Origin of the sequence: Burkholderia arboris, from assembly GCF_038723655.1 — a bacterium.
Classification (GTDB): domain Bacteria; phylum Pseudomonadota; class Gammaproteobacteria; order Burkholderiales; family Burkholderiaceae; genus Burkholderia; species Burkholderia arboris.
Genome location: NZ_CP109821.1, coordinates 2,420,685 through 2,434,499, shown reverse-complemented (window position 1 = coordinate 2,434,499; position 13,815 = coordinate 2,420,685). Strand labels below are relative to the sequence as shown.

15 protein-coding genes are annotated in these 13,815 nt (G+C 66.9%); 12 read left to right on the top strand and 3 right to left on the bottom strand.

Annotated features, from left to right (window positions below; translation table 11 throughout):
* Positions 1 to 75: 75 nt before the first annotated feature.
* The 5 genes from OHZ10_RS11445 to ftsB all read left to right on the top strand — a co-directional run bounded on the left by OHZ10_RS11445 (position 76) and on the right by ftsB (position 5,510).
* Positions 76 to 921 carry an alpha/beta fold hydrolase gene (locus OHZ10_RS11445; protein WP_059233728.1) on the top strand — a complete coding sequence of 282 codons (846 nt, stop codon included), beginning with the start codon at positions 76 to 78 and terminating at the stop codon, positions 919 to 921.
* Positions 922 to 1,102: 181 nt separating this feature from the next.
* A complete protein-coding gene (locus OHZ10_RS11440) occupies positions 1,103 to 2,755 on the top strand; it encodes a CTP synthase (protein ID WP_059233729.1) in 1,653 nt (550 codons plus the stop codon).
* A 3-nt stretch (positions 2,756 to 2,758) separates the two neighbouring features.
* The gene (kdsA, locus tag OHZ10_RS11435) at positions 2,759 to 3,613 is read left to right on the top strand and encodes a 3-deoxy-8-phosphooctulonate synthase (RefSeq protein ID WP_047898480.1); all 855 of its coding nucleotides are present in this window, start codon (positions 2,759 to 2,761) and stop codon (positions 3,611 to 3,613) included.
* 106 nt (positions 3,614 to 3,719) lie between these two features.
* Entirely contained in the window at positions 3,720 to 5,003 is a 1,284-nt protein-coding gene (eno, locus tag OHZ10_RS11430) for a phosphopyruvate hydratase (RefSeq protein ID WP_011352544.1), read from the top strand.
* Positions 5,004 to 5,084: 81 nt separating this feature from the next.
* The gene (gene ftsB, locus OHZ10_RS11425; protein ID WP_059233730.1) at positions 5,085 to 5,510 is read left to right on the top strand and encodes a cell division protein FtsB; all 426 of its coding nucleotides are present in this window, start codon (positions 5,085 to 5,087) and stop codon (positions 5,508 to 5,510) included.
* Positions 5,511 to 5,596: 86 nt separating this feature from the next.
* On the opposite strand, the gene OHZ10_RS11420 is transcribed toward ftsB, so the two are convergent.
* From OHZ10_RS11420 to OHZ10_RS11410, 3 genes are all read right to left on the bottom strand, one after another.
* On the bottom strand, positions 5,597 to 5,953 hold the full coding sequence (locus tag OHZ10_RS11420) for a hypothetical protein (protein WP_342702479.1): 357 nt from the start codon (positions 5,951 to 5,953) through the stop codon (positions 5,597 to 5,599).
* A 135-nt stretch (positions 5,954 to 6,088) separates the two neighbouring features.
* Entirely contained in the window at positions 6,089 to 7,039 is a 951-nt protein-coding gene (gene hslO, locus OHZ10_RS11415) for an Hsp33 family molecular chaperone HslO (protein ID WP_034188925.1), read from the bottom strand.
* Positions 7,040 to 7,064: 25 nt separating this feature from the next.
* On the bottom strand, positions 7,065 to 7,589 hold the full coding sequence (locus OHZ10_RS11410; protein ID WP_342702477.1) for a gamma carbonic anhydrase family protein: 525 nt from the start codon (positions 7,587 to 7,589) through the stop codon (positions 7,065 to 7,067).
* Positions 7,590 to 7,732: 143 nt separating this feature from the next.
* On the opposite strand from OHZ10_RS11410, the gene OHZ10_RS11405 reads away from it, so the two are divergent.
* The 7 genes from OHZ10_RS11405 (at position 7,733) to OHZ10_RS11375 (ending at position 13,795) form a co-directional block, all read left to right on the top strand.
* Positions 7,733 to 8,590: a ferritin-like domain-containing protein gene (locus OHZ10_RS11405; protein WP_425394772.1), complete on the top strand. Its 858-nt coding sequence runs from the start codon at positions 7,733 to 7,735 to the stop codon at positions 8,588 to 8,590.
* A 169-nt stretch (positions 8,591 to 8,759) separates the two neighbouring features.
* Positions 8,760 to 9,650, top strand: coding sequence for an alpha/beta hydrolase (locus OHZ10_RS11400; RefSeq protein ID WP_342702473.1), 891 nt, complete (start codon positions 8,760 to 8,762; stop codon positions 9,648 to 9,650).
* 80 nt (positions 9,651 to 9,730) lie between these two features.
* Positions 9,731 to 10,561 carry a 3',5'-nucleoside bisphosphate phosphatase gene (locus OHZ10_RS11395; RefSeq protein ID WP_059236689.1) on the top strand — a complete coding sequence of 277 codons (831 nt, stop codon included), beginning with the start codon at positions 9,731 to 9,733 and terminating at the stop codon, positions 10,559 to 10,561.
* A gap of 69 nt (positions 10,562 to 10,630) precedes the next feature.
* The gene (locus OHZ10_RS11390) at positions 10,631 to 11,263 is read left to right on the top strand and encodes an L-threonylcarbamoyladenylate synthase (RefSeq protein ID WP_059233735.1); all 633 of its coding nucleotides are present in this window, start codon (positions 10,631 to 10,633) and stop codon (positions 11,261 to 11,263) included.
* A 47-nt stretch (positions 11,264 to 11,310) separates the two neighbouring features.
* Positions 11,311 to 11,973 (top strand): site-2 protease family protein, encoded by a 663-nt coding sequence (locus OHZ10_RS11385; protein ID WP_059233736.1) that lies wholly within the window; start codon positions 11,311 to 11,313, stop codon positions 11,971 to 11,973.
* Between the two features lie 8 nt (positions 11,974 to 11,981).
* Positions 11,982 to 13,184 carry a tryptophan--tRNA ligase gene (locus tag OHZ10_RS11380; RefSeq protein ID WP_006487046.1) on the top strand — a complete coding sequence of 401 codons (1,203 nt, stop codon included), beginning with the start codon at positions 11,982 to 11,984 and terminating at the stop codon, positions 13,182 to 13,184.
* A gap of 8 nt (positions 13,185 to 13,192) precedes the next feature.
* Positions 13,193 to 13,795: a class I SAM-dependent methyltransferase gene (locus OHZ10_RS11375; protein WP_174993517.1), complete on the top strand. Its 603-nt coding sequence runs from the start codon at positions 13,193 to 13,195 to the stop codon at positions 13,793 to 13,795.
* Positions 13,796 to 13,815: the final 20 nt, after the last annotated feature.

Below are 13,815 nucleotides of genomic sequence, written 5' to 3'. Positions count from 1 at the left end.
CCCGTCGACCGCGAAGCATGGGGCCGGCGTCAGCGCTGAAGCGCTAACGCCAGCCGACAAAGGAGACATCGGCGTTTGAAGGACATCCTCCACTTCTCGCATGCGAACGGCTTCCCGGCGTCGACGTACCGGACGATCTTCGCCGAACTGGCCGACGACTACGAGCTGCGCTACATCGAACGGATCGGCCACGACCGCCGTTACCCGGTGACGCGCGACTGGCCGCACCTCGTCGAGCAGCTGCTCGACGACATCGGCCGCCGCTACGAGCGCCCGGTGTGGCTCGTCGGCCATTCGCTCGGCGGCTACCTGTCGCTGATGGCCGCGCTGAGGAAGCCGCAATGGGTGCGCGGCGTCGTGATGATCGATTCGCCGATCATCGCGGGCTGGCGTGCCGGCGCACTGCGCGCGAGCCAGTGGGCGGGGCTCGACGAGCGGCTGTCGCCGGCCGCCGCGACGCGCAACCGGCGCACGCGCTGGGTGAGCCGCGACGAAGTCTGGCGCCACTTCCGCGAGAAGCCGGCGTTCGCGCGCTGGGACGAACGGATGCTGGCCGACTACATCGATTACGGGATTCCGCAGGCGGGCGCCGATGGCGAGCGGGCGCTCGCGTTCGACCGGCAGGTCGAATACCTGATCTACCGGACGCTGCCGCACACGCTCGGCCCGCGGCTCGCGCACGGCGCGCCGGTGCCGCTCGGTTTCCTCGCCGGCACGCGATCGCGCGAGGTGCGGCAGGTCGGGCTCGATGCGACGCGACGTGCGGCGCGCGGCCGCGTCGAATGGCTGGAAGGCAGTCACCTGTTCCCGATGGAGCGGCCGCTCGAGACCGCGCGCGCATTGCAGCGGATGCTGAATTCGCTGAAGGCGGAGGAGGGCGGCGTTTCACAGGGCAGCGCCCCGCTCGCAAAGCGCGCCTGACGCGTCGCACGGGCCGCCGGGCTGCGCCCCGGCGCGGGCGCCGCACGCAGACCGGCCGGCCGGTTCGTCCAGGCGCGCACGGCTGGCGCGGGTCGGCGCGAAAGGGCGCGATCATCACGCCAATTGCTGAGAGAAGGGCGGGCTTTACGGTATAATCCGTTTTTCCCGCGAGCATCCAGCGATGACCAAATATGTTTTCGTCACCGGCGGCGTAGTTTCTTCCCTTGGCAAGGGTATTGCCGCCGCTTCCCTCGCCGCGATCCTTGAATCGCGCGGTCTGAAAGTCACCCTCCTCAAACTCGATCCGTACATCAACGTCGACCCCGGCACGATGAGCCCGTTCCAGCACGGGGAAGTGTTCGTGACGGAAGACGGGGCGGAGACGGACCTCGACCTCGGCCACTATGAGCGCTTCATCAGCACGAAGATGCGCAAGGCCAACAACTTCACGACCGGCCAGATCTACGAATCGGTGATCCGCAAGGAACGCCGCGGCGACTATCTCGGCAAGACTGTGCAGGTCATTCCGCACATCACGAACGAAATCCAGGCGTTCATCGAGCGCGGGGCCGCGTCGGCGACCTGCGGCGAGCCGGATGTCGCGATCGTCGAGATCGGCGGCACGGTCGGCGACATCGAGTCGCTGCCGTTCCTCGAGGCTGCGCGCCAGATGAGCCTGCGCCTCGGCCGCAACAGCGCGTGCTTCGTGCACCTGACGCTGGTGCCGTACGTTGCGACGGCCGGCGAGCTGAAGACGAAGCCGACCCAGCACAGCGTGCAGAAGCTGCGCGAGATCGGCATCCTGCCGCACGTGCTGCTGTGCCGTGCGGACCGCCGCATCCCGGACGACGAATCGAAGAAGATCTCGATGTTCTCGAACGTGCCGGAAGACGCCGTGATCTCGGTGTGGGACGCCGACAGCATCTACAAGATTCCGCAGATGCTGCACGACCAGGGCCTTGACCGGATCATCTGCGAGGAACTGAAGCTGTCGCCGAAGGATGCCGACCTGAGCATGTGGTCGGCGCTCGTCGAGAAGCTCGAGAACCCGAAGCACGAAGTGACGATCGGCATGGTCGGCAAGTACGTCGACCTGACCGAGTCGTACAAGTCGCTGATCGAGGCGCTGCGCCACGCATCGCTGCACACGTCGACCAAGGTCAACATCGAGTACATCGACTCGGAAGAGATCGAGGCGAACGGTGTCGACAGCCTGAAGCATCTCGACGCCGTGCTGGTGCCGGGCGGTTTCGGCCGTCGCGGCACGGAAGGCAAGATTGCGGCGATCCGCTATGCGCGCGAAGCCAAGGTGCCGTATCTCGGCATCTGCCTCGGCATGCAGCTCGCGGTGATCGAATTCGCGCGCGACGTCGTCGGCCTGAAGCAGGCGAACAGCACGGAATTCGAGCCGGACACGCCGGAACGCGTGGTCGCGCTGATCACCGAGTGGTACGACCGCGACGGCAAGGTCGAGACGCGCACCGAGGAATCCGATCTCGGCGGCACGATGCGCCTGGGTTCGCAGCGTTGCCCGATCAAGCCGGGCACGATGGCGGAAGAAATCTATGGCAAGGACGTGAACGAACGCCATCGCCACCGTTATGAAGTCAATAACCGCTTCGTGCCCCAGCTCGAAGCCGGCGGCCTTATCATCAGCGCCCGTACCCCGAGCGAGGATCTGCCGGAAATGATGGAACTGCCGCGTTCGATGCACCCGTGGTTCGTCGGCGTCCAGTTCCACCCGGAATTCACGTCCACGCCGCGTGACGGTCATCCCCTCTTCAAGTCGTTCGTCGAAGCCGCGCTCGCCAACAAGCAAGCGCGCGGAGTGTAAAGCATGAAGCTGTGCGATTTCGAGGTCGGACTCGACAAGCCTTTCTTCCTGATCGCGGGTACCTGCGTCGTCGAATCGGAGCAAATGACGATCGACACGGCGGGCCGCCTGAAGGAGATCTGCGAGAAGCTGAACGTTCCGTTCATCTACAAGTCGTCCTACGACAAGGCGAACCGCAGCTCGGGCAAGTCGTTCCGCGGCCTCGGAATGGACGAAGGCCTGCGGATCCTGTCCGAGGTGAAGCGCCAGCTCGGCCTGCCGGTGCTGACCGACGTGCATTCGATCGACGAGATCGAACAGGTCGCGTCGGTCGTCGACGTGCTGCAGACGCCGGCGTTCCTGTGCCGCCAGACCGACTTCATCCACGCGTGCGCGCGTTCGGGCAAGCCGGTCAACATCAAGAAGGGCCAGTTCCTCGCGCCGCACGACATGAAGAACGTGATCGACAAGGCGCGCGACGCGGCACGTGAGGCGGGGCTGTCGGAAGACCGTTTCATGGCATGCGAACGCGGCGTCTCGTTCGGCTACAACAATCTCGTGTCGGACATGCGTTCGCTCGCGATCATGCGCGAGACGAACGCGCCGGTCGTGTTCGATGCGACCCACTCGGTGCAGTTGCCGGGCGGGCAGGGCACGAGCTCGGGCGGCCAGCGCGAATTCGTGCCGGTGCTCGCGCGTGCAGCGGTCGCGACGGGCGTCGCCGGCCTCTTCATGGAAACCCACCCGAATCCGGCCGAAGCGAAGTCGGACGGCCCGAACGCGGTGCCGCTGAACCGGATGGGTGCGCTGCTGGAGACCCTCGTCACGCTCGACCAGGCGGTGAAGCGCAATCCGTTCCTGGAAAACGATTTCAATTAAAGATCGAATGAACCTTGCGGCGGCTTCGCGCGTCTGTAGCGAAAGCGGTTCCGGCGCGCACGCCGTCGCAGTTTGAAGAATCCATCGTCATTCTCAGAGGAAACCCATGAGTGCCATCGTAGATATCATCGGCCGCGAGATTCTGGATTCGCGCGGCAACCCCACCGTCGAATGCGACGTGCTGCTCGAATCGGGCACGATGGGCCGCGCGGCGGTGCCGTCGGGCGCGTCCACCGGCTCGCGTGAAGCGATCGAACTGCGCGACGGCGAAGCCGGCCGCTACAACGGCAAGGGCGTGCTGAAGGCAGTCGAGCACATCAACACCGAAATCTCCGAAGCCATCATGGGCCTCGACGCGTCGGAACAGGCGTTCCTCGACAAGACGCTGCTCGAGCTGGACGGCACCGACAACAAGTCGCGCCTCGGCGCGAACGCGATGCTGGCCGTGTCGATGGCCGTCGCGAAGGCAGCCGCTGAAGAAGCCGGCCTGCCGCTGTACCGCTATTTCGGCGGCTCGGGCGCGATGCAACTGCCGGTGCCGATGATGAACATCGTCAACGGCGGCGCGCACGCGAACAACAGCCTCGACATCCAGGAATTCATGATCGTCCCGGTGAGCCAGCCGACGTTCCGTGAAGCCCTGCGTTGCGGCGCGGAAGTGTTCCACGCACTGAAGAAGATCCTGAGCGACCGCGGCATGAGCACGGCAGTCGGCGACGAAGGCGGTTTCGCACCGAACTTCGGCAGCAACGACGAGTGCCTGTCGACGATCCTGCAAGCGATCGAGAAGGCCGGCTACCGCGCGGGCGAAGACGTGCTGCTCGCGCTCGACTGCGCGGCATCCGAGTTCTACCACGACGGCAAGTACCAGCTCGCGGGCGAAGGCCTGCAACTGTCGTCGGCCGAATTCACCGACTACCTCGCGACGCTCGCCGACAAGTTCCCGATCGTGTCGATCGAGGACGGCATGCACGAAAGCGACTGGGAAGGCTGGAAGCTGCTGACCGACCGCCTCGGCAAGAAGGTGCAGCTGGTCGGCGACGACCTGTTCGTCACGAACACGCGCATCCTGAAGGAAGGCATCGAGAAGGGCATCGCGAACTCGATCCTCATCAAGATCAACCAGATTGGTACGCTGACCGAAACGTTCGCGGCGATCGAGATGGCGAAGCGCGCGGGCTACACGGCCGTGATCTCGCACCGCTCGGGCGAAACGGAAGATTCGACGATCGCCGATATCGCGGTCGGCCTGAACGCCGGTCAGATCAAGACGGGTTCGCTGTCGCGCAGCGACCGCATCTCGAAGTACAACCAGCTGCTGCGCATCGAGGAAGACCTCGGCGACATCGCTAGCTACCCGGGTAAATCGGCTTTCTATAACCTGCGCTAACGCGCTACTATCGGGTTCGTCATATCGACGCCGCTCTGCGCATGTGCGCGGAGCGGCGCTTCTTATATCTGCGTCTCTTACATGCGGCTTGTCACTGTCGTCCTGATTGCCTTGCTGGCGCTCATTCAGTACCCCCTATGGTGGGGACACGGCGGCTGGCTGCGGGTGCATGAATTGCGTCAGCAGCTCGACGACCAGCTCCAGAAGAATGCGGACGAGAAGCTGCGCAACGAGCGTACTGCGGGCGAAGTGCAGGATCTGCAGAGCGGCACCGCGGCCATCGAGGAGCGTGCGCGCTACGAGATGGGCATGGTGAAGGACGGCGAAGTCTTCGTGCAGTTCGTGTCGCCCAATGCACCTGCAGGACCGCTGAACACCACGCCGGCGGACACGTCCACGCGCGGTACCGTCTCCGCGGCGCCGGTGCGTGTCGTGCCGAATCCGCAGTCGATCGCGAAGCCGTCGCGGCATCATGGCGGCGACAAGGGCAAGACGGCGCATCACTGATCGCGATACGCCGTATCCATTGAAAAAGCGCGGGAAATGCCGCGCTTTTTTATTTCCTGCCAGTCGTTAATCGGCCGGGCGACTGCTTACCACCACCAGCCCGGGTAGCCGTAGCCGACACCCGTTCCCCAGCGATTTCCCCATCCGCCGTAGTACCCGCCGTAGACCGTCACGGGCGGCGGCGAGTAATAGGCCCACGCGCGCGCGGCCGCTTCGGCGGCCATCGCGCTGTTCTGCTCGCGCAGGACCTGCCGGTCGATCTCGTCGTAGCGCTTGCGTTCGGCGCTCGACAGCGCGGGCGGCTGGCCGTTCGACGCGCCCGGCTCGGGCAGGCGGCTCAGGAGCGTGGACGTCGGCGGCGGCATCGCGCAGCCGGCGAGCGCGAGCGTACCGGCGGCAACGTTCGTCAGGATGAGGGTGCGAAACGGGCGGAGGCGATTCATGGGTTTCTCCAGCAGCGCGCCGGTGGCGGGAAGCGGCTTGCGCCGGAGGCCGAGCCTCCGGCGCCGAAGCCATGCGTACGGCGCTCGTGCGTCATTATGCGCCCGTGCCCGGATCGCGGGCGGCGGGCGCGCCGCTCAGTGACGCTGGTCGGTGGCCGGCGCAATGCCGGTTTCGACGCCGGGCGCCGCGAACAACTGCGCGACGTCCACGGGATCGAATTCGTAGCGCTGATTGCAGAACTCGCAGTGGATCTCGACGTGGCCGCGCTCGACGATCACGCTGTCGACTTCCTCGCGGCCGAGCATGCGCAGCATCGCGCCGACCTTCTCGCGCGAGCACGAGCACTGGAAGCGCGTGCCGGCCGGTTCGAAGTGCTGCACGTTTTCCTGCCAGAACAGCCGGCGGAACACGACTTCCGGTTCGACCTCGAGCAGTTCCTTCGCGGACAGCGTGCCGCCGAGCGTGCAGACGCGCTCCCACGTGTCGATATCGGTTTCGGCGTTGCGCGGCACGATGCCGCCGTCGCCCGGCAGCTTCTGCAGCAGCATGCCGACCGCGCGGTCGCGATCGGCCGCGAGCCACAGCCGCGTGTCGAGCTGCTCCGAGTGGTGCATGTAGTGCTCGAGCACCTGCGACACCGATTCGAGCGGGCCGTCGACGCCGTTCAGCGGCACGATGCCCTGGTACGGCTGCTGGCCCGGCAGCTTGTCGGCCGGGTCGAGCGTGATCACGCAACGGCCGTGGCCGCTTGCGTTGACAAGCGACGCGAAGCTCGTGTCGTCGCCGATCGTCTGCGCCGCGTCGCCGGCGAATTTCGCGGTGGCCCGCATCGACAGATCCGAACCGCACTGGACGACCAGCATCTGGACCGGCCCGTCGCCGAAGATCTGCATGATCAGGGTGCCGTGAAATTTCAGGTTCGCGGACAGCAGCGCGCACGCGGCCATCATCTCGCCGAGCACCGTGCGCACCGGGGCAGGGTAGTCGCGGCGGGCGAGCACTTCCTGCCACGTATTGCGCAGCGAAACGATCTCGCCGCGCACGGGCGCCGCATTGAACATGAACTTCTGTAACTGGTCGCTCACTCTTCTTCCTTGAAATCCGTGCGAATCACCCGATCCGCACGAGTTGCTCCTTGAAATGCGCGCGCCGCTCGACATACGTCTTCGCGTTTGCGCGCAGCCGCGCGATGTCTTCCGCCGACAGCTCGCGCACGACCTTCGCCGGCGCGCCGAGAATCAGCGAGTTGTCCGGGAACGTCTTGCATTCCGTCACGACCGCGCCGGCACCAACCAGACAGTTGCGGCCGATGACCGCTCCATTCAAGACCACCGCCTGAATCCCGATCAGCGAACCTTCGCCGATCGTGCAGCCGTGCAGCATGGCCTGGTGCCCGATCGTCACGTTTTCGGCAATCGTCAGCGGAAAGCCCGGGTCCGTATGCAGGACCGCGCCTTCCTGGACGTTGCTGCCCGGGCCGACCGTAATCGTCTCGTTGTCGCCGCGAATCGTCGCGCCGAACCACACGCTCGCGTTCTCCTCGAGCACGACCTTGCCGATGATGGCCGCCGTATCGGCGACGAATACGCTTTCGTGGATCGTCGGGGCCGTATCGCCCAGCTTGTAGATCGTCACGGAGTCTCCTTGTCTCTTCGATGATGGGCGCCGGTAGAATGGCGCGTCCGGTTTGCCCGGCGCATGGCGCCGCGGAACAATCGCATATTGTAAACCGTCGCGTGCAACTGCTCCCGCGACGCGTACGCAGGGTGTCCCCGTTTATGAGCATGGCGTCTTCTTCCTTCGGCAACGCGCCGGTTTGTGTGCGCGGCGCGGCGCTCGACGCGCTGCGCGTGTCCGAACCCGCGGCCAAGGCCGCGCAGGTGCGCGCGCTGCACGAGGCATGGCGGGCCGGGCGCGCCGAGATCGCGGCGTCGCGCGAGCTGCCCGAACCGGCCGATCTGCCCGGGCACCCGGCGCGCCCGCCGCTCGTCGAGCCGCGCCAGCTCCAGCGGCGCAGCATGCGTTCGCCCGAAGGGCGCGCCGTGCTGCTGCACGCGCTCGCCCATATCGAGTTCAACGCGATCAACCTGGCGCTCGACGCGGTCTGGCGTTTCGCGGGCCTGCCCGACGCGTTCTATGCGGACTGGCTGAAGGTCGCGGCCGAGGAGGCCTATCACTTCACGCTGCTGTCGGACCGTCTCGCGGCATTCGGGCACGCGTACGGCGATTTCCCCGCGCACAACGGATTGTGGGAGATGTGCGAGCGGACCCGGCGCGATGTGCTGGCGCGCATGGCGCTCGTGCCGCGCACGCTCGAGGCCCGCGGGCTCGACGCGTCGCCGCCGATCCGCACGCGGCTCCTTCAGGCGGGCGACGACGCGTCGGCCGCGATCCTCGACGTGATCCTGCGCGACGAAATCGGCCATGTCGCGATCGGCAACCGCTGGTTCCGGCATTTGTGCGATGACGCCGGCCGCGATCCGGTGCCGACCTACCGGCAGCTCGCCGAGCAATATCAGGCGCCGCGGCTGCGCGGCCCGTTCAACTTCGATGCGCGGCGCGACGCCGGCTTCGAGCAGGCCGAACTCGACGCGCTGGCCGCGCAGGACGCGGCGGACGGCACCGCCGCGCCATAGCCGGATCGCGGTCGGCCGCTTCTCGCCGGCCACCGGCCCGCGCACCCGGCCGAGCGGGTTTCCTGCTGGCCTGCGCACGTCGCCGCTAGAGCGGAGCCTCGATTGCCGGCCGCCCGAACGGGGGCGTCGTCGCTATAATCGAACGACCATTCTTTTTTTGGCGGCTGCAATGAGTGCCTCGAGTTCTGTTTCCGATTTCGTCACGGTGCGCGGCGTCAAGCTGCATGTGCGGCGCTGGGGCCGGCCCGATGCGCCGATGCTGTTCATGCTGCACGGCTGGATGGATGTCGCGGCGTCGTTCCAGTTCGTCGTCGATGCACTGGCGGGCGACTGGCAGGTGATCGCACCCGATGCGCGCGGCTTCGGGCTGTCCGACTGGCCGGTCGCGCGGCAGGGCGGCGGCCACTACTGGTTCCATGAATACCTGAGCGACCTCGATGCGCTCGTCGACCACTACGCGCCGGCCGGCGAAGTCAACCTGGTCGGGCACAGCATGGGCGCGAACGTCGTCTGTCTGTACGCCGGCGCACGGCCGGAGCGCGTGCGGCGCGTGGTCGACATCGAGGGTTTCGGGCTTGCGCCGTCTCGGGCGGAACAGGCGCCGCGCCGGCTGCGCGGCTGGCTGGACGAACTGCGCGCGCCGCCGGCGCTGCGGCCTTATGCGTCCCTCGACGACGTGGCTGCGCGCCTGATCAAGACCAACCCGCGGCTCGCCCCGCGTCGGGCCGCGTTCCTCGCCGAGCACTGGTCGAAGCGCGGCGACGACGGCTCGTACCACCTGCTGGCCGACCCCGCGCACAAGATGCCGGGCCCGCAGCTGTACCGGCTCGACGAGGTGATGGCCACCTGGAAGCAGGTGCGTGCGAAGGTGCTGCACGTCGAGGCCGTCAATTCGCCGACGCTTGCGTACATCGCCGGCGACATCCCGCTGCCGGAATTCAAGGCGCGCTTCGACGCGTTTCCGGACTGGCGCGAAAAGCTCATCGACGATGCCGGTCACATGGTGCATCACGACCAGCCCGAGCAGGTCGCGGCGCTGATCGAGGCGTTCTGCGCGTAGGCGCGACATCGGCGGCGGGGCAGGCGGGCGGCGCGATTGCCGCGTTGCAGTAGAATGAAGCCTTACCTGCCATGCCGACAATGAACGCTGATCTCCACTGCCATTCCAATGTATCCGACGGGTTGCTGTCGCCTGCCGACGTCGCGCGCCGTGCGCATGCCGGCGGCGTGACCCTGTGGGCGCTGACCGACCACGACGAGATCGGCGGCCAGGCGGCAGCGCGCAGCGAGGCGGAAGCACTCGGCATGCGCTACCTGAGCGGCGTCGAGATTTCGGTCACGTGGGCGTCGCGCACCGTGCACATCGTCGGGTTGAACATCGATCCCGCGAACCCGGCGCTCGTCGACGGCCTGTACCGCACGCGCCATGGCCGCGCGGCGCGCGCGGTGGCGATCGGCGAGCAGCTCGCGACGCTCGGCATCCCCGGCGCGTACGAAGGGGCGCTCAAGTACGTCTCGAATCCCGACCTGATCTCGCGCACGCATTTCGCGCGCTTTCTCGTCGAAAACGGCCACGCCGAATCGACGTCCGACGTGTTCGACCGCCTGCTCGGCGACGGCAAGCCCGGCTTCGTCCCGCATCGCTGGGCGTCGCTGCCCGACGCGGTCGGCTGGATCCGTACGGCAGGCGGCGAAGCCGTGGTCGCGCATCCGGGCCGCTACCGCTATACGCCTGTCGAATTCGACGCGTTCTTCGGCGAATTCATCGATCTGGGCGGCCGCGCGATCGAGGTCATCACGGGCAGCCACACGCCCGACCAGTACCGTGAATACGCGGACGTTGCGCGCCGCTTCGGCTTCGAAGTGTCGCGCGGCTCGGATTTCCATGCGCCGGGCGAGGGCCGCGTCGAGCTCGGCAGCCTGCCGCCGTTGCCGTCCGATCTCACACCGGTCTGGGAGCGCTGGCTCTGACGCCGGGCGGCTGACCGCCGCCCGTGCCGCCGCCGTGCGTTGCCGATTTCTCCCCCTTTACGTACCCCCATGTCCCAGTTCTTCAGGATTCATCCGGATAATCCGCAGCCGCGCCTGATCAAGCAGGCGGTGGAGATCGTCAGCAAGGGCGGCGTGATCGCGATGCCGACCGATTCGAGCTATGCGCTCGCGTGCCATCTCGACGACAAGGATGCGGTCGAGCGCGTGCGCCGGATCCGCGGCCTCGACGAGAAGCAGCATCTGTCGCTGCTCGTGCGCGACCTGTCGGAGCTTGCCAACTTCGCGATGGTCGACAACCGCCAGTACCGGCAGATCAAGTCGGTGACGCCGGGCCCGTACGTGTTCATCCTGCAGGCGACCAAGGAAGTGCCGCGCCGGCTGTCGCACCCGTCGCGCAAGACGATCGGGCTGCGCGTGCCCGACCATGCGATCACGCTCGCGTTGCTGGAGTCGCTCGGCCAGCCGCTGCTCGGCACGACGCTGATCCTGCCGCCGGATGACGAGCCGCTCAACGATCCCGAAGAAATCCGCACGCGGCTCGAGAAGCAGGTCGATCTCGTGATCGACGGCGGCGCGTGCCCGCGGGAACCGTCGACGGTGATCGACCTGACCGGCGACGAGCCCGAACTCGTGCGGATGGGGCGCGGCGCGCTCGAACCGTTCGGCCTCTCGGCCGCATGAGCGAGCCGTTCAATTTTGCGCGAGTGCGCTTGTTACAATAACGCGATATGGATGCTTCCCTGATACAGACCATCGCTGTCTACGCGCTGCCCGTGATCTTCGCGATCACGCTGCACGAGGCCGCGCACGGCTATGCCGCCCGCCTGCTCGGCGACAACACCGCCTACGTGATGGGGCGCGTGTCGTTCAACCCGATGCGCCACATCGATCCGCTCGGCACGATCGCGATCCCGCTCGTGATGTACTTCCTGACGGGCGGCGCGTTCCTGTTCGGCTATGCGAAGCCGGTGCCGGTGTCGTTCGGCAACCTGCGCAATCCGCGCTGGGGCAGCCTGTGGGTATCGCTCGCGGGCCCGGCCTGCAACTTCGTGCAGGCGCTGGTCTGGGGCCTGCTGACCCTCGTGCTGCCCGCCGTCGGCGTCGACGAGCCGTTCTTCACGCGGATGGCGTTTGCCGGCGTCAGCGCGAACCTCGTGCTCGGCGTGCTGAACCTGTTTCCGCTGCCGCCGCTCGACGGCGGCCGCATTCTGGCGGCGCTGCTGCCGCCGAAGCAATCGATCGCGCTGTCGCGCATCGAGCCGTACGGTTTCATCATCGTCCTCGCGCTGGTCGCGACGGGCGTGCTGACGAACTTCTGGCTGCGTCCGCTCGTCAACGTCGGCTACGCCGTCCTGAGCGCCATCCTGTCCCCATTCGCCTCGCTTTTCTAACGATAATCATGTTCCCAGAACGTATTTTCTCCGGCATGCGACCTACCGGGTCGCTGCACCTCGGTCATTACCACGGCGTGCTGAAAAACTGGGTGAAGCTGCAGTCCGAGTACCCGTGCTTCTTCTGCGTCGTCGACTGGCATGCGCTGACGACGCACTACGAGACTCCCGAGGTCATCGAGAAGAACGTGTGGGACGTGCTGATCGACTGGCTCGCGTCCGGCATCGATCCGGCACAGGCGACGCTGTTCATCCAGAGCAAGGTGCCCGAGCATGCCGAACTCGCGCTGCTGCTCGGCATGAGCACGCCGCTCGGCTGGCTCGAACGCGTGCCGACCTACAAGGAGCAGATGGAGAAGCTGAAGGACAAGGACTTGTCCACCTACGGCTTCCTCGGCTACCCGGTGCTGATGGCGGCCGACATCCTGCTGTATCGCGGCTCTCTCGTGCCGGTCGGTGAAGACCAGGTGCCGCACGTCGAGATGACGCGCGAGATCGCGCGCCGCTTCAACTACCTGTATGGCCGTGAGCCCGGCTTCGAGGAGAAGGCGCTCGAAGCCGCGAAGAAGCTCGGCGGCAAGCGCGCGAAGCTTTATCACGAGCTGCGCAACGCCTATCAGCAGGAGGGCGACGACGAGGCGCTCGAACAGGCGCGCGCGATGCTGCAGGAATCGCAGAGCCTGTCGATGAGCGACCGCGAGCGCCTGTTCGGCTATCTCGAAGGCGCGCGCAAGATCATCCTGGTCGAGCCGCAGGCGCTGCTGACCGAAGCATCGCGGATGCCGGGCCTCGACGGGCAGAAGATGTCCAAGTCGTACGGCAACACGATCGGCCTGCGCGAAGACGCGGAGACGATCACGAAGAAGGTCCGCACGATGCCGACCGATCCCGCGCGCGTGCGCCGCACCGATCCGGGCGATCCGGACAAGTGCCCGGTGTGGCAGCTGCACCAGGTCTATACGGACGAAGCGACGCACGAGTGGGTGCAGAAGGGTTGCCGCTCGGCGGGCATCGGTTGCCTCGATTGCAAGCAGCCGGTCGTCGAAGGCATCCTGCGCGAACAGCAGCCGATGCTCGAGCGCGCGCAGAAGTACATGGACGATCCGTCGCTGCTGCGCGCGATCGTCGCGGACGGTTGCGACAAGGCGCGCAAGTACGCGACGGAAACGATGCGTGACGTGCGCGACGCGATGGGCCTGTCGTACAACTGATCCGGCGCATGAGCGAATCCGTCATCGCAGCCGCGGGCGGCCACGTCGCGCAGGCCGAGCCGTCGCGCTGGGTCGCCCAATGGTCGCGGCTCGTCCCGGCCGGCGGCGCGGCGCTCGACGTCGCCGCGGGCGGTGGCCGCCATGCGCGCTGGTTCGCGTCGCACGGGCATCCGGTCGTCGCGCTCGACCGCGATCCGGCCGCGCTGGCCGCGTTGCGCGCGATTCCCGGCGTCGATGCCCGCGCGGCCGATCTCGAAGGCGCGCGGTGGCCGCTGCCGGCCGGCGAGCAGTTTGCGGCCGTGATCGTCACGAATTACCTGCATCGTCCGCTCTGGCCCCATCTGCTCGATGCAGTGGCGCCGGGCGGCGTGCTGATCTACGAAACCTTCGCGCAAGGAAACGAAACGGTCGGCAAACCGTCCAACCCCGCGTTCCTGCTCGCCCCGGGCGAGCTGCTGGACGCCGTACACGGCCGCCTGCGGGTGGTTGCGTACGAGGACGGTTTCGTCGCCGCGCCGCGCGAGGCGTTCGTCCAGCGTCTCTGCGCGGTGCGCGAGGGCGCGACCCCGAAGGCGGGGGCGGGAATTCCACGTTACGAACTGCCCGGCTAATCCGCTACAATCTCAACGTT